The sequence below is a fragment of the Pseudoalteromonas sp. KJ63-1 genome, from assembly GCF_055808145.1.
On record NZ_CM147855.1, the window covers coordinates 747906 to 772418 of the forward strand.

The 24513-nt window shown below is 39.8% G+C and carries 12 protein-coding genes and 4 pseudogenes; 11 read left to right on the top strand and 5 right to left on the bottom strand.

Annotation, left to right across the window (positions count from 1 at the left end; translation table 11 throughout):
- Positions 1 to 418: 418 nt before the first annotated feature.
- Both AC0L7Q_RS03495 and AC0L7Q_RS03500 read left to right on the top strand, forming a co-directional pair.
- The gene (locus AC0L7Q_RS03495) at positions 419 to 1339 is read left to right on the top strand and encodes an ExeA family protein (protein WP_413401388.1); all 921 of its coding nucleotides are present in this window, start codon (positions 419 to 421) and stop codon (positions 1337 to 1339) included.
- Positions 1340 to 1350: 11 nt separating this feature from the next.
- Positions 1351 to 2358, top strand: coding sequence for a general secretion pathway protein GspB (locus AC0L7Q_RS03500; RefSeq protein ID WP_409424849.1), 1008 nt, complete (start codon positions 1351 to 1353; stop codon positions 2356 to 2358).
- Between the two features lie 7 nt (positions 2359 to 2365).
- Here AC0L7Q_RS03500 and AC0L7Q_RS03505 read toward each other — a convergent pair whose 3' ends face one another.
- Together AC0L7Q_RS03505 and putA are read right to left on the bottom strand one after the other, a co-directional pair.
- On the bottom strand, positions 2366 to 3562 hold the full coding sequence (locus AC0L7Q_RS03505) for an HD-GYP domain-containing protein (protein ID WP_413401389.1): 1197 nt from the start codon (positions 3560 to 3562) through the stop codon (positions 2366 to 2368).
- Between the two features lie 109 nt (positions 3563 to 3671).
- Entirely contained in the window at positions 3672 to 7475 is a 3804-nt protein-coding gene (gene putA, locus AC0L7Q_RS03510) for a bifunctional proline dehydrogenase/L-glutamate gamma-semialdehyde dehydrogenase PutA (RefSeq protein ID WP_290170668.1), read from the bottom strand.
- Positions 7476 to 7644: 169 nt separating this feature from the next.
- On the opposite strand from putA, the gene AC0L7Q_RS03515 reads away from it, so the two are divergent.
- Entirely contained in the window at positions 7645 to 8127 is a 483-nt protein-coding gene (locus AC0L7Q_RS03515; protein WP_413401390.1) for a winged helix-turn-helix transcriptional regulator, read from the top strand.
- A gap of 87 nt (positions 8128 to 8214) precedes the next feature.
- Here AC0L7Q_RS03515 and AC0L7Q_RS03520 read toward each other — a convergent pair whose 3' ends face one another.
- Complete coding sequence (locus AC0L7Q_RS03520; RefSeq protein ID WP_413401391.1) at positions 8215 to 8820, bottom strand: TIGR04211 family SH3 domain-containing protein; 606 nt, start codon at positions 8818 to 8820, stop codon at positions 8215 to 8217.
- 212 nt (positions 8821 to 9032) lie between these two features.
- Between AC0L7Q_RS03520 and AC0L7Q_RS03525 the strand changes: the two genes are divergently transcribed.
- Positions 9033 to 10553 carry a CYTH and CHAD domain-containing protein gene (locus tag AC0L7Q_RS03525; protein WP_413401392.1) on the top strand — a complete coding sequence of 507 codons (1521 nt, stop codon included), beginning with the start codon at positions 9033 to 9035 and terminating at the stop codon, positions 10551 to 10553.
- Positions 10553 to 11244: pseudogene (locus AC0L7Q_RS03530) on the top strand (START domain-containing protein). The gene AC0L7Q_RS03525 and the pseudogene AC0L7Q_RS03530 overlap by 1 nt, the downstream one beginning before the upstream one ends.
- A gap of 48 nt (positions 11245 to 11292) precedes the next feature.
- Here the strand turns inward: AC0L7Q_RS03530 and AC0L7Q_RS03535 are convergent.
- Positions 11293 to 12810, bottom strand: coding sequence for a S10 family peptidase (locus tag AC0L7Q_RS03535; protein WP_413401393.1), 1518 nt, complete (start codon positions 12808 to 12810; stop codon positions 11293 to 11295).
- 391 nt (positions 12811 to 13201) lie between these two features.
- Here AC0L7Q_RS03535 and AC0L7Q_RS03540 point away from each other — a divergent pair.
- The 6 genes and pseudogenes from AC0L7Q_RS03540 to AC0L7Q_RS03565 all read left to right on the top strand — a co-directional run.
- Positions 13202 to 14424: pseudogene (locus tag AC0L7Q_RS03540) on the top strand (diguanylate cyclase domain-containing protein).
- 211 nt (positions 14425 to 14635) lie between these two features.
- A complete protein-coding gene (locus tag AC0L7Q_RS03545; RefSeq protein WP_010391070.1) occupies positions 14636 to 14974 on the top strand; it encodes a P-II family nitrogen regulator in 339 nt (112 codons plus the stop codon).
- Positions 14975 to 14983: 9 nt separating this feature from the next.
- The gene (locus AC0L7Q_RS03550; RefSeq protein WP_413401395.1) at positions 14984 to 16213 is read left to right on the top strand and encodes an ammonium transporter; all 1230 of its coding nucleotides are present in this window, start codon (positions 14984 to 14986) and stop codon (positions 16211 to 16213) included.
- A gap of 265 nt (positions 16214 to 16478) precedes the next feature.
- Positions 16479 to 18680 (top strand): penicillin-binding protein 1B, encoded by a 2202-nt coding sequence (gene mrcB, locus AC0L7Q_RS03555; RefSeq protein WP_418157334.1) that lies wholly within the window; start codon positions 16479 to 16481, stop codon positions 18678 to 18680.
- Between the two features lie 242 nt (positions 18681 to 18922).
- Positions 18923 to 21943: a TonB-dependent receptor gene (locus AC0L7Q_RS03560; RefSeq protein ID WP_036956783.1), complete on the top strand. Its 3021-nt coding sequence runs from the start codon at positions 18923 to 18925 to the stop codon at positions 21941 to 21943.
- Between the two features lie 246 nt (positions 21944 to 22189).
- Positions 22190 to 22581 (top strand): annotated as a pseudogene (locus tag AC0L7Q_RS03565) (IS3 family transposase); the annotation flags it as partial.
- Positions 22582 to 22641: 60 nt separating this feature from the next.
- Here AC0L7Q_RS03565 and AC0L7Q_RS03570 read toward each other — a convergent pair.
- Positions 22642 to 24482, bottom strand: a pseudogene (locus AC0L7Q_RS03570) (methyl-accepting chemotaxis protein).
- Positions 24483 to 24513 lie beyond the last annotated feature (31 nt).

Genomic DNA, 24513 nt, shown 5'->3' on the forward strand with positions numbered 1-24513 from the left:
TTAATTAGGGTCTGTTGATCTTTCAAGGTTAAATTTGCAGCAGTCTGTTTGGTATTTAGGCAAGGCAGAGCCTATGTGGTGTGGTTATTCCCCATAAATAGGCGATAACGCAGCATCAATGCCAAACAGGCGCTGCCCGAAGGGTTCTGCCTAAGGGCGATTTACTCTTTGTTGCTCGGTTTTTACTTAGCCCACTAGGTTACAAACCTCGCGCCGCGATTAAACCGCCCCTAGTTTGAACAAATATTAATCCGCAAAGATCAACAGACCCTAATGTATTAGCGAATCTAAAAATGCGCTTTTATTTACTTTAGCCTTTTTATTTACACTATTTTAATAATAAAGCCTGGTTGTAGTTGTCACCCAGGCTATTTTTTTGCCATTATAGGCCGTGAATTAACGACCAAGGACTATAAAGGTGTATTTAAGCTATTTTGGTTTACAAGAAAAGCCATTCTCAATTTCGCCTAACCCCCATTACTTATTTTTAAGTGAACGCCACAAAGAAGCATTAGCACACCTTACTTATGGGTTAGGTGAAGACGGTGGTTTTGTGCTGTTAACAGGTGAAGTGGGTACGGGTAAAACCACCATAACGCGTAGTATGTTAGAGCGACTGCCTGAAAATACCCAAGTAGCAATGATCTATAATCCTGCGTTATCAGAACTTGAACTGTTAGCCAGTATTTGCGATGAATTACAAATAACTTACGACGCCAAAAATGCAACCCTGAAAAGTTTAACGGATGTCATTAAAAAGCACCTTGAGTTTAATAATAAAGCGGGGGGGCATACTATTTTGATTATTGATGAAGCACAATTGCTTGCCCCTGATGTGCTAGAACAACTGCGCTTATTAACCAATATTGAAACGGATCATAAAAAGTTATTACAAATAGTATTAGTAGGGCAGCCTGAGTTACAGGTACTTCTAAAGCGAAATGAGTTAAGGCAACTGGCACAGCGTATTACTGCCAGATATCACTTGTTAGCACTAACACCAGGGCAAACCATTGCTTATATTCAACATCGGCTGCATATTGCAGGTTGTGATAAGAAAATATTTTCAGTGGAAGCAATGCAAATGGTGCATCAGCTCACTGGCGGCGTGCCCCGATTAATGAATCTGGTGTGTGAACGCGCATTAGTAGGCGCATTTTCTAAACAACAAGAAACTGTTGGCAGTGATATTGTTAAACAAGCGGCGAGTGAATCTTTACCTATCGACTTTATTGCAACAAATAATAAAGTGAGTAAAACAACAGGTTCAATTTGGCCTTATAGCGCTGCTGCGTTAATGCTTTTTGGTACAGGAATTGGCCTGTCTTTTATTTTTTAGTTAGGTGATTCATGTCTTATTTATTAGATGCGTTAAAGCAGTCAAAGCACGATACCATGAGCGCTGAGCAATATGACTTGCAAGCGCAACAATTAAAACAACAACGCCAGTTGATGACCTATCGTCGAATTAGTTTTTTACTCGCAGGAAGTTTATTGGCAACGGGTATATTGGCTTGTGGCTTCTTTGTCGGCAAGTGGGCGCAACAAGAAAATGTAACCGTTAAAAATGAGCCTGTTCAAAATGACCTTAGTCAAAAAGAGTCAGGGGTTGTAGAAAAACCCACAAGCTCAGAGGAAGTACAAAGAACGGTTGCTCAAACAGTAACAACCCCTCAAGCGCCCATTGTAGCAGCTGCGCCTAACAACTCTGTGCCGCTAGCAGGGCAGTTGGTTTATGTACAAACCCCAACGGGTGTGCAGCAAATGTTGCTGACGCCACAAGGACAATATTTACCTATGAGCGTTAATCAAGCGTCTCAAGGGCAAACGCAAAATTTCTCGACGCAGAATAACGCTTCATCTAGCTTTCAATCACCGAGCAGCCAACCGCAAAGTGTACCAACTCAATCAGCAAAAAGAACACTCACTGCAGATGAGTTGAGTAAATACAAGGTGTTAGGTAAACCACTTAATCAAAATGTGCCTGCGCAGCCAGAGTCAAATAATGAACTTGATACGGTTCCCGACACGCTGAAAAATGCGTTTGCGCAAGCCGTTAATAGCACAGAAACAACAGCCGACTATGAAGTAACTCAAGGCTCTCGCCTTTCATCACGAGTACAGCCTGTTGAGCTACTTCCTGATGGCTTACAAAGTATGTTACCAAGCATTAAATATCAGGCACATATTTATTCTTCAGCGGCGGATAAACGCTGGATAAAGCTCAATGGCAGAGAGCTATATGAAGGGGAGTCTATTGGTGCGTTGAAGGTATTAGAAATAGCGCCTGATCAGAGCGTACTTGATTTTGATGGTTATGAATTTAGCTTAAAAGCCCTGCAAGATTGGCCACAATAGTGGCCAATTAACTAAAGATAGAGTGCTTATAAAAGCCTTCTAAATCTATATTATATTCTTTGGGTTTTACTGCTGATTCAAGCGTGTCTTGCGTTCTTTTGTTTGATAAATCAACGTCTTGAACTTCAGTGTAACGCCCATGTTTTGCATTGAAAAACGTTTTTACTACTGGCTTTAATGGTGTTGCAGGGTTGCTTTGAGTAACGAGTCCCACCTTTTGGCTAGAAAGTTTTACCAGTGTGCCCACAGGGTGAATACCAATGCACTGAATAAACTTATTAAGTAGCACCCCATCAAAGCTATCTGGGCAGCCTTGCTTTAAAATTTTAAATGCTCTAATGGGCTCCATGCCCGCTTTATAAACCCGTTCAGCGGTTAATGCATCATAAACATCAACAATAGAAGCCATACGAACGTACTGGCTTATTTCATCGCCTTTTTTACCAAAAGGATAGCCTTTGCCATCTAAGCGCTCATGGTGCATACCTGCGATATCAACGGCAATTCCCGTTAACCCTGCGTCTTCTAATATTTCTTTGCTAAAGCGAGCATGGTTTTGCATCACTTTAAATTCTTCGTCACTGTAGCGACCAGGCTTGTTAAGAATTGCGTCAGGTATTTTTATCTTTCCCATATCGTGTAATAGGGCACCTGTGGCAAGTTCTTCAATAACTGGTTTTTCAATATCGAGATGTTTTGCAAAAATACTCATCAAAATAGAGACATTTATCGAGTGCTCTAGTAAGTAGGCATCTTTTTGGCGCATTTGTGTAATGCACGCCAAGGCATCTTGATTTCTAAATACGGAGTCAATAAACCCATTAGCCAGTTCTTTAAAAGGAGCAACATCAACAGTGCGGCCAGACTCTATATCGCCAAAAGCTTTGGTTTGCAGGTTTTTTGCTTCATCATAAAGCTTTTTAGCTTTACTCATTTCTTGTTCGGCACTGTGGGTAATTAACCAAGGATCGCGCTTTTTGATTTCGTGCTGAGTAGGTAAGGTTGCTTGCGTTTCAGGCTCTTCAGATTCGAGCATTTTATCAGGGTCGATTTCAACCTCTAAAATTCCTGATTTTATTAATTTATCAATCCCACTTTGAGTTTTAACCCAGCCTTGGTTTTTTATTCTAATGCTACCAGTTTGTTTAACAACTTTTTGTACAAACATACCAGGCTTTAGCTGTGAAGTAGGAATGATTTTCAAAGTGAACTCTAATTAACAGTTATTATTTTTTAAATTAACAAATAAATGCGTAGATAGGAATAAAAAAGGCATCAAATAGATGCCTTTATTTAGATTAATGCATTAATTGCTATTCATCATCTTCAACAAGGGTCATCAACGAGGTGTTACCGCCTGATGCCGTCGTGTCTATACTGATTGTTTTTTCAGTAATTAAGCGCTTAATTAGCGTGTCGTAATACTCAGAGCTAATCACTGGCAGTATAGCGCCTTTACGTTGTGCAAGCTGTTGGCTGAAGTAGCCTAAGCGAGAAGAACGTGCAGCAACTACCGCACCGGCTAGGTGAGGATGCGCCAATATCGCTTGTAACTGATTTGGTTTAGCTACTTGAAAAACACCTTCAGCAACGCCAGTCGCAATAAACTTATCTCTAAAAGCAACCGCTTCATCATAAAATATTTCAGATGCTACCGTTATTACCGTGTTACCAGCAGCAAGCGCGGTAATAATCGATAGTGCCCAAAAGTTAAATGAGGTGCTCTTATCTGCGTAACATACTACACAGCCGCGTGCTTCAAGGTGAAGAGTGTTTGACTCACCCGTAGGCCCCGGTAAGGTTGTATATTTGCGCATGTGCTTTTCTAAGCGGTTTAACTGAGCTCGTGCATCGGCAAGCGTTAACGCTAAGTCGTCTGCAAGATCATCAATAATCTCAACGGTTGCTACTTTCGCTAATAACTGACGCACCGCAGAAACTCGGTCATTCAGTGGTGTTGCACGCCAAATTTTTTCATCGCGCATAGAGTTAACCATTAGCTTTTCTACTTGCTCATTTGCGCCACTGTAGTGGTGTAAATCAAGCTCGTCTGGCGTTAGGTTAGTCATTTGTACGTTATCTGGTGATGCTTTTTCTTTAATTAAGCGTTGTAGGTAGTTTGGTCCACCCGCTTTAGGGCCAGTACCTGATAGTCCACGGCCACCAAATGGTTGCACGCCAACAATCGCACCAATCATATTACGGTTTACGTAAACATTACCTGCGCGCGACATTTTAGCTAGGTGTTCACAGCGCTCTTCAATACGAGAATGAATACCCATTGTTAAGCCGTAACCGGTGTTGTTAATTTGGTCGACAACACTATCAAGCTCACTCGCTTTAAAGCGGATCACATGTACACACGGGCCAAATACTTCACGTTTTAACACCGATAAGTCTTTGATTTCGTATAAACGTGGTGCAAAGAAAAATGCGCCATTTTCGCTGTTATCAGGAATTTTACACTCGTAGTGAAGTGTTGCATTACCTTTTAGGTATTCAACATGATCATTAAGTGTTTTCAGCGCTTTTTCATCAATTACAGGGCCTACGTCTGTAGAGAGTAATGATGGGTCGCCAATATGTAACTCAGCAAGTGCGCCTTTGATCATATCGATAATGCCATCAGCAACATCTTCTTGAATAAAGAGCACGCGTAATGCCGAACAACGTTGACCGGCACTTTGGAAACCAGAACTGATAACATCATCAACAACTTGCTCAGGAAGCGCTGTTGAGTCAACAATCATACAGTTTTGACCGCCAGTTTCTGCAATTAAAGGTACTTGAATATCGTTACGTGCAGCTAATGTTTGCGAAATAAGCGTGCCCGTTTCAGTTGAACCTGTAAACATAACAGCTTGAATGCGCTCATCTGGCACAATGGTTTTACCTACTTCGCTACCGCGAGCAATCACAGGTTGTACAACGTGCTCAGGTAAACCAACAGAAAGCATTAATTCAATAGCGCGTAGGGCAATTAAGCTCGTCTGTTCTGCAGGTTTTGCAATTACTGTGTTACCCGTAACGATAGCAGCTGCAACTTGACCTAAGAAAATAGCGAGTGGGAAGTTCCATGGGCTAATACATAAAATCACACCTCGAGCTTCAAAGCGCTCATCTTGAGCAAGCTCTTCAGCACGGGCTGCGTAGTAACGACAAAAATCAACCGCTTCGCGTACTTCATCAATACCATCTTGTGCCACTTTACCTGCTTCTTTGATACAGATAGCAACAAGTTCATCATGATGACGCTCTAAAATATCAGCAACGCGACGCAATAAGTTAGCGCGCTCTTTTACTGGCGTTTGTGACCATGATTCAAAAGCGGTTTCAGCATTGGCTAGCAACACTTTCATTTCATCGCTATTTTGTAATTTCACATGGCCAATAATTTCTTTATGGTTTGCTGGGTTTTTAACTGCCAGCGCGCCCTCTGGTACTTGGCTTTCTTCAATTAAATGTTCTTCAAACCAAGTGTCTAAATTTTCTTTAAACGGGGTTATCACGTTAATATCAGTTAAATCCATACCCTTTGAGTTGGCACGTTCTTCACCGTATAAATCAATTGGCATTTTTATTTGCGTGTTGTACTTATTACGTAATCCTTGCAGCGTTTCAACAGGATCTGGTAATAATGCTTCAACCGGTTGAGTGGTATCTACAATGGCATTTACAAAAGATGAGTTAGCGCCATTTTCTAGTAAACGGCGAACAAGGTAAGCAAGTAGGTCTTCGTGTTGGCCGACCGGTGCGTATACACGACACTGGATTTTTTCTTCATTAACGATTTGGTCAAATAAAGATTCACCCATACCGTGCAAACGTTGGAATTCAAAACCTTGGTTATCACCTTTCGCTACTTCTAAAATAGTCGCTGCAGTATAGGCGTTGTGTGTTGCAAATTGCGGGTAAAGCACATCTCGTGCTTCAAGCATTTTAATCGCACATGCTTTGTATGACACATCTGTGGTTGCTTTACGGGTAAATACCGGGAAGAAGTCTAAACCATCTTGTTGCGTGGTTTTGATTTCGGTATCCCAGTATGCGCCTTTTACTAAACGCACCATCATTTTACGACCCACACGGGTTGCTAGGTCTGTTAGCCACTCAATAACAAAAATAGCGCGTTTTTGATACGCCTGAACCGCTAAGCCAAAACCTTGCCAATCGCCAAGGTCGTCATCGCTAAATACCGCTTCAATAACATCGAGTGAAATATCCAAACGGTCTGCTTCTTCAGCATCAACAGTAAAACCGATGTCGTATTTTTTAGCGGCAAGAGCAAGTTCTTTTAATTTTGGAACGATTTCTTCCATCACGCGTTCTTTATGAGTAAATTCATAACGCGGATGAATAGCCGATAACTTTACAGAAATACCTGGGCTTTTAATCGGGCCACGACCATTCGCCGCTTTACCGATAGCATGAATCGCATTCATGTAGCTGTCGAAATAACGCTTAGCGTCTTTCATTGTGCGAGCGCCTTCACCTAGCATATCGTATGAATATACATAGCCTTTTTGCTCTTTTTCAGCCGCGCGCTCAATTGCTTCGTTAATGGTACGACCCATTACGAATTGCTTACCCATTATCTTCATCGCGAAGTTCACAGACTTACGAATAACTGGCTCGCCTAAACGACCAATTGTTTTTTTAAGTATGCCAAACTGCTGCTCTTTCGTTTTGTCGTTATAGTTAACCATTTTACCGGTTACTAGTAATCCCCAAGACGAGGCATTAACGAATAAAGAATCACTACTACCTAAGTGAGAGCTCCAATCGCCATTTGCTAATTTATCACGTATTAATGTTTCTTGAGTTGCTTTATCAGGAACGCGAAGCAATGCTTCGGCTAAACACATTAATACCACACCTTCTTCACTCGATAGTGAAAATTCATTTAATAGCGCATCAACACCGCTTTGACCATCTTGGTCTTTACGAATGTTTAAAACTATTTGGCGAGCTCTTTCCCATGCACGGCTTCGTGCTTTAACACCGACTTCTGCAAGTGGTAAAATGTGATCAATAACCGCATTTTCATCAATACGGTAAAAGTCACGGATCTTTTGTCTGATCGGACAAGTCGTTGTTAAATCGCCATTGAATAACATAAGCAACCCTCAGGAGTGTTAAGACTTAGGATAATTGTTAATTACCGCTAAATGTTGTTGGTGTAAAGCGTGCATTCTAATTAAAATCCAACAGAATATGCTGGTTAATTTCGCCGTTTTACGATAATTTACAGGGCATATTATTAACTTATCCATATAAAATACTGATATGACAAATCCGAATAGATTACGCCTGCTTGATCGTATCGATATATCAATTTTAGACGTTTTGCAGCGCAATGGTAGAATTTCAAATGTTAACCTCGCAAAGCAGGTGAATTTAAGCCCCAGTCCCTGTTTAGATAGGGTTAAACGTTTAGAGCAAGAGGGCTATATTGAAGGGTATTACGCTAAATTAAGTGAGGAAAAACTTAATCAAAGCCTAGTGGCCCATGTGCAGGTATCATTAGTTACTTCAAATACAGCCGTATTTAAAGTATTTCGTGAACACATTCTTAAAATTAAGCAGGTTGTTGAGTGTGATATGGTAGCGGGTGGTTATGACTATTTATTAAAAATTCGCGTTTCCAACATGGACGAATACAGAGAAGTATTAGGTGATTTGGTTGATATTCCGGGAGTGGGCACACACCACACTTACATGGTAATAGAAAAAATCAAACAAGACCCTGGGCTTCGTTTAGATATTTAACGCAGGTATTTTTTAAAGATAAAATATAGCAGGCATAAAAAAAGCATCATATGATGCTTTTTTTATGCCTGCTATATTAAGTTAAGCTTATGCCCAACCTTCATAGCGTTTTCTTCGTGATAACACGATAGTTAAGATAATCCCTAAGAACAAACCTAAAAATGCAATGGCTCCACCGTAAGTAAGTAACTGGCGTTTTTCTTTAGCACTGGTTGCTTGTTTTAGGTGTTGTTCTTGAGAAAGCTCACCTTGTAACTGACTAATTTGTGCTAATAGTTGCGCGTTTTGTTCGGTTAACTGTGTGTTTTGCTCTTGCAGCTCAGGTAACTCAACTTGCGCTTGGCGAAGTCTATTTTGCATAGTGCTTATTTCATTATTGAGGGCTTGGTATTGTTGTTTTAAACCCGCTGATTCACTAATGAATTTAGCTTCTACCCAGCCTTCACGATCTTTATCATCTTTAACTTTTATAAAGCCATTTTGTTCATCAGATAATAAAGTGAGTTGTGTACCTGCATCTATTGAACCAAGTAAGCGATAGTCTTTACTGGCACCTGAGCGCATGAAAGTATACAAATTATCGATTATATAAGCTGTTTTAGCATTAGTCGGCGACGTTGATTGAGCTTCCTCTGCTTGGCTCATAAACGGGGCGGCTGTTAAAAGCAGCCATAGTAAACAGTGTTTTAGCATTTATCTACCTTGTTAATCTAGCAGTGTCCGTTGTGAACGTGATTTTTATTTCGCATAAGTATATAGATAGTATGGATTTAATAGTTTAATAGCAAGACAGATATTGTAACCAGAGCATTTTGCTTGCGTGTTTATGACTAAAAAATTTGCAATATAGGGCTGCTTTGTTTATTTTGAGCACTTATTAATTTTAAGGGTAATCCGCAAGCCTAATGGATACTGAGATAGAACTGAAATTTTTGGTATCAGATGACGTCATTCCACTGATCCCCTCACTAATTACTCAATTTGCAAAAACAGTCACAAACAAACCTTCTAAAAGTTTGCAAAATGCTTATTATGATACACCAAGCAGAGAGCTAAGAGCTCTCGATATTGGTTTTAGAACGCGTTGTACAGACGAGCACTGTGAGCAAACAATTAAGCTTGCTGGAGAAGTGGTCGGGGGCTTACATCAGCGCCCTGAATACAATCTTCCAATAGAAACAAACCGACCAAACTTAATGGCGTTTGATTCATCAATTTGGCCTCACGGTATGCAAATTGATGCCATATCACAAAATATATATCCTATATTTAGCACTAATTTCATCCGCCGTACGTGGTTAATAGAAACCCCAAATGGTGCAAAAATTGAAGTGGTATTAGATAAAGGTGAAGTCGCTGCGTCAGGTAAGGTAGAGATTATCAGCGAGCTTGAAATCGAGCTGGTTGAAGGTAGTCGTGAGGAGCTATTTGCTTTGGCGGATATATTAGTGAGCCAAAACAGCATTCGTTTAGGGCTCTATTCAAAAGCAGCAAGAGGCTATCGCCTTGCGGATGAAACACCGTTAAAACCAAGTAAATCAATCGGTTTTGTTAAACTTAATAAGCAAGCTACTCAAGAACAAGCCCTCATTGAAGCTATGGGCTTTGGTATTCGCTTTGTGCAAAAACACGAGCAATGCTACTTCGATAAGCCGAGCTTAAAAACATTAAAGCGGGTAACCGATGGCATTAGTTTAATTAGACACAACTTTTGGTTGTTTGACGATATTGTTAGTAAAGAAAGTACCGATCATCTCAGAACAGAGCTAAAGTGGTTATTAAGTGAGTTGGCATGGGTTGAAAATGCGATTCAGTTAAAAACTTATACCTCTAAGCGCCATGCTTTTTATAAAAAAATAAATAGTGCTCCTGCGTTAACGCAAGTTATTAACGATTTAAAAGAGTTACAGCCGAGCATTGACGATATTTTTTCGCTGTTTCATAGTGCCCGCTACAACCGTTTATTGCTGAGCTTAACAACGTGGCTGATAAATAAGCAATGGCGTAAAGATTGGAGCCAATCAGAGCTTCAAAATGCAGAGCAACCTATTGTGGATATTGCTCATCGCTTATTTGATAAGGATTGGAAAAACTTACACCGTTTACTCCCTAAAGAGCAAAGCTTAGCAGGCAATGATTACTTAAACTTTCGCACTCAATTAGAAAATAGCTTACTCAGTGGTAACTGTTTAGGTGCACTGTTTAATAAAGATGAGCGATTAGAATTTAGGCTCCCTTGGCTGGACATTTCTCATGGCATGTATGAGTTAAGCACGCTTGATTATTTAAAACAGCTGTGTGGCGGGCAAGAAGATGCTCAACTGGCAAAAATACAACTATGGTTAGAACAAAAATCTGACTTTTTAGTCAGTGCCATGGAGCAAAGTCGACACGCTTCATTTGATACAGAACCATATTGGCTTTAATGACTAAGCACTTTTGTGGCCGGACTTTGCTGCAAAAGTGCATGATTTTTTCACTTTTGTGTTTTGCTATAAAAGCTGATTCACAGCCTGCTTGGCAATTGTACGAAAGCAAACAAGGGGTGAGTGTTTATTTTCAGCGTTTAACTGACGATACTTTGAAAATGAAAGCTGAAACGGTGGTTAACAATGTCACTGCAGAGGATTTAGTTGCTTTACTTAGTGATACCGATACAGCCCCTAGCTGGATAGAAAATATTACTAAGGTCACGTTACTTAAAAGTTTAAGCCCTTCAGAAAACCTTGTTTATAGTTTTATTGACTCCCCTTGGCCTGTTAGTAACAGGGATGTGATTACTTATTCGTGCTATAAAAAGTGAATGACTTGCAAACGCAACTTAGTATTCACGCGCGCCCAGATTTTTTACCTCAAACTAAAGGGGTAATAAGAATAAGCACCTTAAATGCAACGTGGTTGCTAACTCAGCAGGCGAAAAATTTACATATTAGTTATCAAGTGTATGCGTTACCAGGCGGCAAGATTCCTACGTGGTTAAATAATCGGGTCGCTTTAAAAAGTACCCTTAAGACGCTAATCAATTTAGCTGAAATACTTGCTACTAAGCATTACACAGCAAAGCCAACCGTCATCCGCACCGGTAATTGCACACATGGCGAATTGCCGCGGTTATAAGCAAAAAAGTGACCTAATTGGTCACTTTTTTAAGTGGATATAAGCTAATTAGTATTTAGCGGATTCACCGTCTTTGGGTAAAGACTGCATTATAAACTCGCGCAAATCGTTATTAGAGCTTTCTAAATCTGCATGACGTAGATACATCATGTGGCCACTGCGGTAGCCTTTAAAGCTTAATCTATCTTGCATTTTACCACTTGGATCCAATTGCCACATGGTGTACTTGGCATCAAAGTAATTGGTTGCACCGTCAAAATAGCCCGCCTGAACCATTACATTTAAATAAGGGTTTTGAGCCATGGCTAAGCGTAAATTTTCACCGGTATTATTTCCGCTTCTGTCCCATGGGTGAACGTTACCAAATAAGTTATATTTGATATCGGTTTTATAATTAAGCTCTTCACGAAGATAGTAGTTAATTGCAGGGGTAAAAGAGTGCAGCCATGATGTAAGCTCTGCCCAGTAATCTGGAGACTCACCGGCATCGCGTTTATCTATGCCTAAATAGCGCGAATCCAGTCGACCAACCATTTGTCCGCGTTCACGTAATAACTCTTTCCAAAAAAACTGTGTTGGAATATCTAAATTGTTTTGACTAACAAATGTTTCAGATAAACCTGCATATTCAGCCATTTTTTTAATAATACGACGTTTTTCGTCTGGCGCAATAAAACCGCCTTTTGCAAGCGCAGGGATGAGCTCATTAACAGTAAACTGTTCAACTTCTGGTAATAGCTCGTCTAAATCTTTTGCTTGTAAATCGACGTTTAGTGCTTTGTGATACCATGCTGTTGCAGCAAAGTAGGGTAGGCGGTTAGCGGCTTTTACAGGGCCGTCGCGTTTAATGCCAATATCGGTAGGAGAAACGAGTACAACACCGTTAATGTACATCCACTGACTATTTTGCAGTTCATGCGCTAAACCCGATACACGAGTAGTACCATAGCTTTCACCAATTAAAAACTTTGGAGAGCGCCAGCGTTCATTTCGAGATACAAAAGTATTAAGCCATTCTGCGAGGTACTTTATATCGGCATTAACGCCAAAAAATAGCTTTTTTTGTTTATCTTTAGGTAGAAGGTTGCCGTCTTTATCTTCTACAACACGTGAATAACCTGTATTTACAGGGTTTACGTAAACGATATCCGCTACATCTAAAACTGAATAAGGGTTATCTTTTACACCATAAGGTTGAATTGGATAGCCTTCGTCATCAATCTTTAAAACACGAGGACCAGTGTAAGCTAAATGCATCCAAACCGATGCTGAGCCTGGGCCACCATTAAACGAAATTAGCAATGGACGCTTTGTTCTGTCATCTACTTTATCGCGGGTATAATAAGTATATTGAAGGGTTGCAATGGCATCCCCCTTGTCATCCCACACCGGTTGTGTACCAGTTGCTACCTTATACGAAAATCGTTCGTTATTTATTTTTGCTTTGTGCTGGGTAACCACTTTACTGTCGATATCAATACGGCGTTGATTATCGGCAAACGTTGCACTTGTAAATGTGAGTGCAATTGCGGCAATGGGTAAAAATAGACTTCGACTAAATTTCATAACTGACCCTTTTTATTTTGTATAATGCAGTTATAGCGATATTTCACTAAAAAACAAAAGTATTGAGACTAGCTGCCGATAATAATCGGTGAGTTAATTAACATAAGCTGATAAGTAAAATAATAAATTATTTATGGTGTAAATTTTTGTTTAATTATTTAGCTAAGAATTAAAATCGGGTATATTTGCCAGCAAGTTTGTTTTTATTATAGTTATTGATCTACAAGTTGGTTAATGGAATGTGCTTTAATATTTAAAGCGTTAAATAACAATGACTCTGGGATGTTTTTTATTTACTTATTTTTGCTGCTTAAAGTGTGGTACCAGTAAGTTTTATTATTTTGTATTTGCAGCAGATGTTGCAAAAATAATGAGAGCAAAGAGAAGGTCTATGCAAAGAGTATTAGTGGTTGAAGACAGTAAAGTAGTCCAGCAGGTTTTACGCCACTTAACTGCCCAGTATTTAGATGTTGCCGTTGATTTTGCCTGGTCATTAGCTGAATGCCAGGAGCACGTAGAAAAGTATGACTATTCATTAGCACTTGTTGATTTAACTCTCCCCGATGCCCCAAATGGCGAAGTTGCCAAATATACACTTTCTAAAGCAATTCCTACGGTTGTGCTTACATCAAAGATAGACGAGTACAAACGTCAGCAAATGCTAGAAGATGGTGTGGTAGATTACGTTATAAAAGATAACCGTGATTCTTATCATTATGCCGTTAAATTGATTTCTCAACTTTTAAGAAACCAAGGTTGTAAGGCATTAATTGCGGACGATTCTATGTTGAGTCGCTCGTTAATGAAGCAAATGCTCGAAAAGCAATTGTTTGATGTAAGCACTGCGAATGACGGCCAGCAAGCACTTGAAATATTAAAAGCTGATCCAGATATAAAGCTACTTATGACTGATTATGCCATGCCAACAATGGATGGCTTTGAGCTAGTTAAAGCAGTTCGTAATTTTAGAGGGCGAGACGATTTAGCTGTAATTGGTTTATCTGGAGCGGGCAAGCACGGTTTATCAGCACGCTTTATAAAATATGGCGCAAACGACTTTTTGACTAAACCCTTTATGAATGAAGAGTTTCATTGCAGGGTATTGCAAACAATGGAGCAGTTATCACTGATTGCAGATATCAAAGAAAGTGCTTTTAGAGATCACTTAACCGGTTTATACAATCGACGTTATTTTTATCAATATGCTGAAAAGTTATTAAAAAATCAAAATCAAAATAATACGCTAGCGCTACTCGACGTGGACTTTTTTAAAAATATAAACGATACATTTGGTCACGAAGGCGGCGATCAGGCGCTTAAGCAGGTTGGGTCTCTTGTTCGTTCAACCTTTGCAAAATTTACTGTAGCAAGGGTGGGCGGTGAAGAATTTGCCATTGTTCTACCAGATATCGATTTAGCTCGAGCACGCGAATACTTAGAAGCATTTAGAAAAAAATGGCGAGTTACGATTTTTCTATCAGTGACAAGTCATGCACGATAACGGCGAGTATTGGGCTTGCAGAGTTTCAAAATACCAATTTAAAAGATGCGATGCGTGTTGCCGACAAGGCGTTATACGAAGCAAAAAGCAAAGGCAGAAACTGTATTGGCTAACTGTTTATATTATAGCGCAATTTGGGGGGCATTTTTATATGCGCACTAATGTAGCTGAGTTGTTAAAAAACGCACCTAAATGGTGCGTTTTTTTTGTGGTAAGTTTAAATTTAAAGGCTAAGTTGTTGTTTTTAAATTAAATTAAATGTTGGCACAAAGGTTGGATTATGTTACCCAACAGGATAACAATAAAGAGTCCGAGGGGGCCGCTATGAAAATGATCAGTGCAATCATAAAACCATTTAAATTAGATGATGTGCGTGAAGCACTCGCTGATTTAGGCATCGAAGGAATGACCGTGGTTGACGTTAAGGGGTTTGGACGTCAAAGAGGTCATACAGAGTTATACCGTGGTGCAGAGTACCAAGTTGACTTTATACCTAAAATTAAACTTGAAATTGCCACTCGTAGTGAAAATTGCCAACGCGTTGTAGAAACCATTACCAAAGTTGCTGGAACGGGCAAAATTGGTGACGGCAAAATTTTTGTTTACGACCTAGATCAAATCGTCCGTATTCGTACAGGCGAACTTGATGATGACGCAATTTAAGGGGGCAACATGGAAAATACAATTATAGAGCTGAAGTTTTCGCTCGATACGTTTTACTTTTTAATCTCTGGCATCTTAGTTATGTGGATGGCAGCCGGTTTTGCAATGTTAGAAGCTGGTTTAGTGCGCTCAAAAAATACTACAGAAATCCTAACTAAAAATATCGCACTTTATTCTATCGCTTGTACTATGTTTTTGTTGGTCGGTTACAATATTATGTATGTAGACAACGTTGAAGGCGGAATTATTCCTTCATTTGGTGGCCTAATAGGTAGTCAAGCTGCAGATGCCGATCATTCACTAGAGTCTGATTTTTTCTTCCAAGTAGTGTTTGTTGCAACGGCTATGTCTATTGTATCTGGGGCCGTAGCGGAACGTATGAAATTATGGGCTTTCTTAGTATTTACAGTAGTACTAACAGGATTAATTTACCCAATTGAAGGTTACTGGACATGGGGTGGCGGCTTCTTATCTGAATTAGGCTTTGTTGATTTTGCAGGCTCTGCCATTGTCCATGCAACCGGAGCAGCTGCAGCGCTTGCGGGTGTAATTCTACTGGGTGCACGTAAAGGTAAATATGGTAAAAATGGTGAGATTTACCCAATTCCAGGTTCAAATTTGCCGCTTGCTACATTAGGCACATTCATCTTATGGATGGGTTGGTTTGGCTTTAACGGTGGATCACAGTTATTAATTTCAGATAAAGAAAATGCAACTGCGGTAGGTCAAATACTACTTAACACCAATGCTGCTGCAGCTATGGGTGCAATTTCAGCCTTGTTCTTATGTAAGTTATTATGGGGTAAGGCAGATTTAACCATGGTACTTAATGGCGCACTTGCAGGCTTAGTGGTTATTACTGCAGATCCATTATCACCATCACCATTAATGGCGTGTTTATATGGCCTACTAGGTGGTTCTCTAGTTGTACTGAGTATTGTGGCACTTGATAAAGTGAAAATTGATGACCCTGTAGGTGCCATCTCTGTGCATGGTGTATGTGGCATATTAGGTGTGGTGTTAGTGCCGGTTACTAATGCAGAGGCTAACATTGTGGCGCAGTTAATTGGTTTACTATGTATCATTGGCTTTGTGTTTATCGCTTCATTCATTGTTTGGGCAGTCTTAAAACAAACCATGGGTATTCGTGTTACCGAAGAGGAAGAGCTAAACGGTATGGATCAACATGATTGTGGTATTGATGCTTACCCAGAATTTGTTTCAGTAAGAAGTAATTAAAAGTATTGTGTGTTCAATCAAAGCCCTACTCAGTTAGGGCTTTTTTGATTTCAGGAAGGGTTAATTTTTCAGGTGTTAGAGTAATGTGATAAGCTCCTCGCGTTAAATCAACCTTTGGAATGTATTACACTTAAATGGCTGAAAAAAAGAAAACACCGACCAGTAAATCCTCGACTAAGCGCGCTACTAAGTCATCTAAAACATCAGCGCGAAAAAGTGCTGCAAAAAAACCGCAAGTTCGGCTAAACGGCCATTTTTAAAAACTTTGTTTTCTATTTTTTGGAAACTGAGTCTGGCGACTTTCATCGCTGTAGCATTTTACTTTATTTATCTTGATGCAAAAATCACCCGCCAATTTGAAGGCAATAAATGGCAACTTCCAGCCCAAGTGTATGCGCGTTCAATGACGTTTTTTCCTGGGCAGTTTTTATCTGAGCAAGAAGTTTTATGGGAGCTTAAACGTTTAAATTACACGGCAGTTAATCGCTTAAGCCGCACAGGGCAATATATTAAAACAGCTAATAGTATTAAGATTTTTCGTCGTGATTTTGAATTTTATGATGGTTTAGAAAATGCTCACGTAATTGAACTATGTTTCTCTGGGGAAAAGGTTGCCAGTATTAAAGATAAATTCGGTCGTCGCTTAAACACTGCCAGATTAGAGCCTGTACAAATAGCCCGTATAGGTAATGACTCAAAACAAGACCGTGAATTTGTGCCATTAGATAAATTTCCAGACATGCTTAAAAATGCTTTGTTAGTGGTCGAAGACCGCGATTTTTATGAGCATCACGGGGTATCGGTATTTTCTATTTTACGCGCTTTGTATACCAATATTCGCGCAGGAAGAACCGTACAAGGTGGCAGCACACTGACGCAACAGCTAGCTAAAAATATTTACCTTACTCGCGAACGTTCGTTAGTACGCAAAATCAATGAAGCCTTTATTGCGCTTATTCTTGATTATCGTTACTCAAAAGATCAGATTCTCGAGGCTTATTTAAACGAAGTCTATCTAGGTCAGTCATACAACCAAGGTGTGCATGGTATGGGATTAGCGGCTGAGTTTTACTTTGCAAAACCCGTTGATGAACTTGAGTACGACCAAATTGCCTTGCTGGTGGCCATGGTTAAAGGCCCTTCTTATTATAACCCTAGACGTTACAAAGAGCGCGCTATGGAGCGTCGTGACTTAGTGCTGCGTTTAATGGTCGATAATAAACTTATTTCTACTAAAGAGTATCGAGCCTCGTTAAAGCGCGCCATTGATATTGCGCCAATGAAAGCCAGCTTACAAAAGTCTTACCCAGGTTACTTAGAGTTGGTTAATCGCGAGCTGAAACAGCTGCTACCTGATAAAGAAGTGTTAGATGCAGGGGTGCGCGTATTTACCTACTTCGACTTGCAAAAACAAACCGCAATGGAAGAATCGATTAAGGTCAGTTTACCTTATTTGGAAAGGCGTCCAAATACCAAAGAATTAGAAGCGGCAATGATCTCCGTTAATGTTGAAAAAGCCGGTGTATCAGCGTTAGTCTCTGGACGCGATGTGCGTTACTCAGGGTTTAACCGCGTGCTAGATACCAAGCGCAATATTGGCTCATTAGTTAAACCGGCAGTGTATTTAAGTGCACTGCAGCTTCCTCATTATAACTTAGCGACATTGCTTGATGATTCACCCTTGCAAGTCACTAATGAAGAGGGAAATATTTGGCAGCCAGAAAACTTTGATCGTCAATACCGAGGCGCCGTGCCTCTTTATAAAGCATTCAGTCACAGCATTAATATTCCGGCAGTTAACTTAGGGCTTGATGTTGGGGTCGATAAAGTAGCTAACACCCTCAGGGGCTTAGGAGCTAAAGGCTATATTAATGAATACCCATCGTTGCTATTAGGGGCTATTGAAATGTCGAGCTTTGAAGTGGCGCAGCTTTATACCACGATTGCTGCAGATGGAAAGTACAGAGAGCTGACGTCTATCTCAGCATTAACCGACTCGGTTGGTAAAGTACTTTATAAGCATAAAGTGAGTAACGAACAACGTTTTACTAAAGATGCTATGTATATGACCAAATACGCTATGAAGCGAGTAACTAAAGATGGTACTGCTAAGCGCTTAAATTTACATTTTCCGTCGATTCAGCTCGCAGGTAAAACAGGTACCAGTAACGAATTACGCGACAGCTGGTTTGCTGGGTTTGACCAAAATACAGTGACGGTTGCTTGGCTAGGTCGTGACGATAATAAAAGCACTGGTTTGACTGGTAGTGTAGGGGCGCTTGAAACTTATATTCGTTATTTAAAACCGCTAAACCCCCAAGCCATTGCCGATACTCGTCCATCTTCAATTCGGTGGGCATTTGTAAACGAGCAAACCGGGAAGCAAGCACCACCAGGGTGTGGCAAAGTGATTCAATTACCACTTAGGGCCAGTGAGTTTAAACCAAGACCCCAGTGTATTCGCTAAGTAATAAAAACAAAAAAGCCCGAAAGGGCTTTTTTTATGGATTTCTCTAATAAAGGACTAGTGAAATGTTTTTATTTATTTTTATAGTATAAATATTGTTCACCTGTTGTTAGTTTAAAGGAATGGGTGTTTGTTTGTTTTTTGTTAATTTTATTGGTTTTTTTGTTTGCATTTTTGTTTCATAAGCATATTATAAATATGCCTTTAAGGCATATAATTATAATTTCAAACAGGGATAAATAATGAAATCAATATTTAGGAAAAGTATAACGGCAATTGCCGTATCAGCATCCTTAGGCCTAGCATTACCTGCTGTTGCATCTGATGTAATAGGAACTGTAAATAATATTAATGATAATAGTTCTTACACTGTAAAAGTTAAAAATCCTGCAACAGGTTTAGAGCGAACTCTAAGTATTTCTAGTGAAGGCACCTTTCGCTTTGCCTCTCTGCCTACAGGTAGTTACGAGATACAAATATTAAAAGGCGATGCTGTAGTTGCTGAAGACCGCGTTAGAGTCTCTTTAGGTGCCAATTCAAAAGCTAACTTTGACCTAAACAGTTTCGATTCTTCTGGCCCAGAGGTAATTCAAGTTGTTGGTGCTCGTATTTCATCAATAGATCTTTCAACAGCTGATTCGGGCCTAGTTATTACAGATGCTGAAATTGACAGAATGCCAATTAATCGTGATTTAACATCAGTTGCATTATTAGCACCTGGGGCTGTAAAAGGCGATAGCGCATTTGGAAATACAGCGTCATTTGGTGGTTCTTCTGTTGCTGAAAATGCATGTTATATTAACGGGTTAGAAGTTACTAATACTCGCCAAGGCTTAGGGTGTGGCGAAGTCCCGTTTGAATTCTATGACCAATTTCAAGTTAAAACCGGTGGTTATTCAGCCAAGTTTGGCCGAGCTACTGGTGGTACTATTAATACAACTACAAAAGGCGGTACTAACGAGTGGGAATTTTCTGCTGTAGTTCAGTACCAACCTGATTCTTTGCAAGAAGAGGGCAGCATTTCTCGTGGCAATAATGGAGCAGGTCAAATTTTCAGAGATGAAAGCTATGACTCTGATAACAAGACTGATGTTACACTTGCCGTTGGTGGCCCACTTATTGAAGACACACTTTTTTTCTATGGGTTAATAAACCCTCGTGATACTGAGTCGTCTTATACTTGGGGTGGAGATGAATTTTCACCGAACGATCAGTACCGAGAAGAATCTGCATCTGGCGGAGATAATTTATTTTGGGGTGGTAAACTCGATTGGGATATTAATGAGAACCATCGCTTAAGCTATTTTGCTTATTCAAATCGTCGTGATATTGAGCGTTCTGTTTATGATTACAACAACGGTGTTATAGGCGACCGCAAAGATGGTGCATTACTTAAGCGTGGTGGCGAAGCGCAAAGCTTGAGTTACACAGGTGTACTAACTGAAGATTTAGTTGTCACAGCAATGGCTGGTACAATTGAGACTGAGTATGAAACGCAATCGGAAAACTTAATTTGCCCAAGTATTACAGATTCTCGTGGTACTTCTAATCCAATCACTGGTTGTGGTGCTGGTGGTAGCTTTGGTGCAAATAATGATGAAAATACTCAGTACCGCCTTGATATTGAGTATGTTTGGCAAGACCATCAGATTAGCTTTGGTATCGATTATCAAGAGCGTGAATCTGAGCGTGTGAGTCGTCCTATCGGTGGCCACAGTTATGATTACCGTACACTAGCGGCTAACGGCAGTTTTCAAGCTGATAATGGCGCATTAACAAACAATACTGGTAATGTATTGCAATACGTTGAAGATCGAGTGTTTGATGGTGGCGGTAGCTTTAAGTCAGAGCTTACGGCTTATTACATAGAAGATAATTGGCAAGTAACAGATGATTTTGCGGTAACTGTTGGCTTACGTATAGATGAATTTGATAGTTGGGGCACAACAGACAAGCTACTTACAAGCTTCAAAACGGATGTTGCTCCTCGTTTAGGTTTCACGTGGGATCCAACGAGCACTGGCGACACTAAAGTATATGGTACTTATGGACGTTATTACTTACCTGTTGCAAATAACACTATTTTCCGTGCAGCTTCTGGGGTAAGTGATATTACTACTGCTTACACGTATACGGGTGTTGATGCAACGACAGGAGCCCCTACAGGTTTGGCTCCGTTGGCGGATACTCTTGGCTCAGGCGGTTTAGCTAACTCACAACAAGTAAGTGGTGTTCCGGTTATCCCAGAAAAAGATATTTTCCAAGCGCAAGAAGCCGAACCATTTTCAAAAGATGAATATATTTTAGGTGTACAGCAAGCACTAAATGATGAGTACACTGTTGGTATTAAAGGTGTTTATCGTGAAGTTGCTACTGCATTAGATGATTACTGTGGTCGTTATGCTTACCCATATTGTGTGATGATTAATCCTGGTTCATCTTCTAGCTGGTATAGTGATGGTTATTATTGGAATGGTACTGATTGGGGTGATTCAAGCTTTGATAACGACGGTGTTCCAGATGAAGGTTCACTAACGACTTACTCTGCCGACACTATTGGTTTACCTAAGGCTAATAATGAATATACCGCCGTAGAGTTTAACTTAAATTATCAGGCTGATACGATTCGTTACCAGTTTGGTTATACATGGGCACGAAGTGTTGGTAACTTTGAAGGTGCTGTTAAATCTGATATTGGCCAAGCTGATGCAGGTATTACACAAGACTTCGACTTCCCAGCTGTAATGGATGGCTCTCAGGGTTATCAACCTAATGATCGTCGTCATACATTTAAATTCTTTGGTAGTTGGGAGCCAGTTGAAAACTTGACTGTAGGTTGGAATGCAACATTACAAAGTGGTCGTCCTAAAAGTTTATTCGGCCAAGGTTACCCGTCAAAAGATCCAAATCTAAATGGTGGTTGGGGTGATACTTTCTACATTTACACAAATGAGTGTCCTGATACCAATGGTAATGGTGAATGTGAGCAAGAAGAAAAAATCTATGAAAAGCATGATCGTGGTACAAATGGTCGTACACCATGGACATTTAACTTAGATTTATCTGCTGCATATGATTTTACTGTTTCAGATATTGATATGAGAGCATCAATCAATGTGTTCAACATATTAAATAGTCAGTCAGAAGCGTCTGTAAATGAGCATTACGAGCAAAATGAAGGCGAAGTTAATGCTTACCATGATGCTGCTTACTCTTGGCAGACTCCACGTTATGTTCGTATAGGGTTTGAAGCTCGATTCTAATCAACTTCATAACGATTCAATAGCGTTAAAAAAACAAAAAAAGCCCGAAAGGGCTTTTTTTATGCGAAAGATTTTTTGTCCTGAAATACGTTTACACATTTAGGTTCTATTTATGAAGACCATTGAAATTAAAGGCACTAAGCGTACCCAACGAGATTGTACATTAGGGGCTTTAAACTATCCGTTGTTAAGTAAGTAGAAAAAGGTGACTTCACACACAAGTAAGCGAAAAGCATATATTAATGGTCATTAGTAACTGATAGTTATAGTCGGAGAATAATGGATTATGAGCTGAGTGATGAAATGAAAGCGCTATAGATGACGATTAAGCATAGCGTTTTTAAACGTGACGCGATTCATCATTCAGGTAGAGGTTTACAGTGTTGCTCTGAAGTATATCAAGATGAGTTATTTAAAAAGAGAATTAAGCCATCGATGACGGATATGACTGTTATCAAAACACCTGAGCAGAGCGTAGAAACGGGATATTAAAGTAATATTGCTACTGTATAAATGTTATACATGGTAGAGTTAAGCTGCTTGTTGAGGAGTTGATATTCATATAAAATGAAATGCGTTCGTACTTAAGTTTGGGTATGAAAATACCAAATCAAGTGTATAAAAAAACTTGGTACTGACACACCAAGCCCCTCATTAAAACCGTCAAATTATTTCAGGACGGGGCAATTATTAATTTTTTAAGATTTAAAAAATTGCATTGATTTAGTCAGATCATCCGATAGTTGCTGTAATCGCTGAGCATCCTGTAAGGAAGACTGTGCCGAACTAAGCGTATGATTAGCTAGGTTACTCACCTCCTCTGAGTCGCCTAGAGCTTGTGCCGTAGCTTGTGATTGCTCTTTTACTCGCAGGGCTATTTCTTCTCCTTGTTGTTTAATCATATTCATACTGTATTCTGCATCTTGTAACACTTGATTTGTTTGTGTTGCGGCATCAACAGATTGCTCCATTTTTTCTACACTAGAATGCATTTTTTGCTGTGTATCTTCAGATGATTGTTGCAACGAGCTAATAATTTGATGTATTTCTTGGGTTTGCGTTTGTGTGCGTTTAGCGAGTGTCCTTACTTCATCTGCAACAACTGCAAAACCACGGCCATGCTCTCCTGCACGAGCGGCTTCAATAGCGGCATTAAGTGCTAGCAAGTTGGTTTGCTCGGCTATTTCACTTATCCCTTTGCTTACTTTGCTTATTTCTTGGCTATCTTGGGCAAGCTTATTAAGCGATTGCTGGCTGTGTGCAAATTCAACTTTTAAGTCTTGCATGTATTTAGCCAGCTCCATCGTGTTAACTGCGCCTTGTTTAACATGTTTTGTTGCTTTTTGAGCTGTGAGCATTGCCTTATTAGCTGAGTCCTCAACGCTGTGTGCGCTGTGGCTCATATTACTAAGGGCTGAGTTGATAGCATTAACGCGGTTTTGCTGCTTTTCTACATCCTGACTCGTTTGGCTACTTACATGAGATAAGGAGTAGGTTGCATCAGATAGTGAATGTGTGCTGCTTTTAACCTTCTCTAATAGCTTTGTAAAAGCACGTAATAAAGCATTGTACCTTTGGGCAATGATGTCCATTTCATCGTGAGTACTTGAATTGATCTTCGAGTTTAAATCGCCATTGGCTGCTTGCTCTGCACAAAGAGCAAATTGGGTAATAGTATCAACTACAACAAAGTAAAAGCCGACCATAAGATATAAAGCAAATAGCAAACTTATCACAGAGGCCGCTAATACTAAGTTGCGTATCCACAATTGTGAGGCGTATTTTTTGTCAATAAGACTCTCAAGAGTTGGGATACTTTTTTCAACTAGCGTATTAATACTCGTGTTTACATTGTTAGTGAGCTTCGCAAATTCTGCTTTTGTTAAGGCTATGTTGTCAGGTTCAAGTAATTTTTTTTCTATGGCGTTTTTAAATGTATTGATTGCGCTGTGTAATTGTTTTAGTGGCGCAGATAAGGCTTCGCTCACGGTGCTATCAGCATCGGTTGCTACTTTAAGTGTTTTATATAATTGATTTTCATAAAGGGGTAACGATTTATTTAAGTTAGATAGCGCAATAAAGGTTTCAGGAGTAAATCGATTATTATCGATCACAGTGTTTGCACTTCGTGTTAGTAAGTTAATTTGGACAATTAGCGAGGGTAAAGGCAGTACTAATGAGCGGTTAAGGTAGGAGCTTGCAAGCTGGTTATCTAACGCTAAGTTAGATTCAATAGAAATAAACTCGAGTATATCCTGAGTTTTAGTACTATTGATTTGATAGCCTAACGCACGCGCAACTTGTGGATTTTTATCTGTGTTGCCATCTATTTGGTTACTTAAGATGCGATGGTAACCTTTTAAGCCCTGTTGCTGCATTTGCGAAACACTAATACTGTTACCTAGCAAAGACACTAAAAAAATAAACTCAGCGCTAACGGTAATAATAAAATTCCAAACACAACACTAATTTTTGTTTTATATTTTAAATTTGCCATGAGTGTGATGGCGGGGGCTGCTAAGTGTCTTAATCCTGACATAGTTTTCTCTTATAATTGATTTAGGCTACAT

What these genes read in the sequence shown, in the direction of transcription:
- AC0L7Q_RS03525 (WP_413401392.1), top strand. Translation starts at nt 9,033, where the DNA reads ATGGATACTGAGATAGAACTGAAATTTTTGGTATCAGATGACGTCATT.
- AC0L7Q_RS03550 (WP_413401395.1), top strand. Translation starts at nt 14,984, where the DNA reads ATGGAAAATACAATTATAGAGCTGAAGTTTTCGCTCGATACGTTTTAC.
- AC0L7Q_RS03500 (WP_409424849.1), top strand. Translation starts at nt 1,351, where the DNA reads ATGTCTTATTTATTAGATGCGTTAAAGCAGTCAAAGCACGATACCATG.
- AC0L7Q_RS03520 (WP_413401391.1), bottom strand. Translation starts at nt 8,820, where the DNA reads ATGCTAAAACACTGTTTACTATGGCTGCTTTTAACAGCCGCCCCGTTT.
- AC0L7Q_RS03545 (WP_010391070.1), top strand. Translation starts at nt 14,636, where the DNA reads ATGAAAATGATCAGTGCAATCATAAAACCATTTAAATTAGATGATGTG.
- AC0L7Q_RS03560 (WP_036956783.1), top strand. Translation starts at nt 18,923, where the DNA reads ATGAAATCAATATTTAGGAAAAGTATAACGGCAATTGCCGTATCAGCA.
- putA (WP_290170668.1), bottom strand. Translation starts at nt 7,475, where the DNA reads ATGTTATTCAATGGCGATTTAACAACGACTTGTCCGATCAGACAAAAG.
- AC0L7Q_RS03515 (WP_413401390.1), top strand. Translation starts at nt 7,645, where the DNA reads ATGACAAATCCGAATAGATTACGCCTGCTTGATCGTATCGATATATCA.
- AC0L7Q_RS03535 (WP_413401393.1), bottom strand. Translation starts at nt 12,810, where the DNA reads ATGAAATTTAGTCGAAGTCTATTTTTACCCATTGCCGCAATTGCACTC.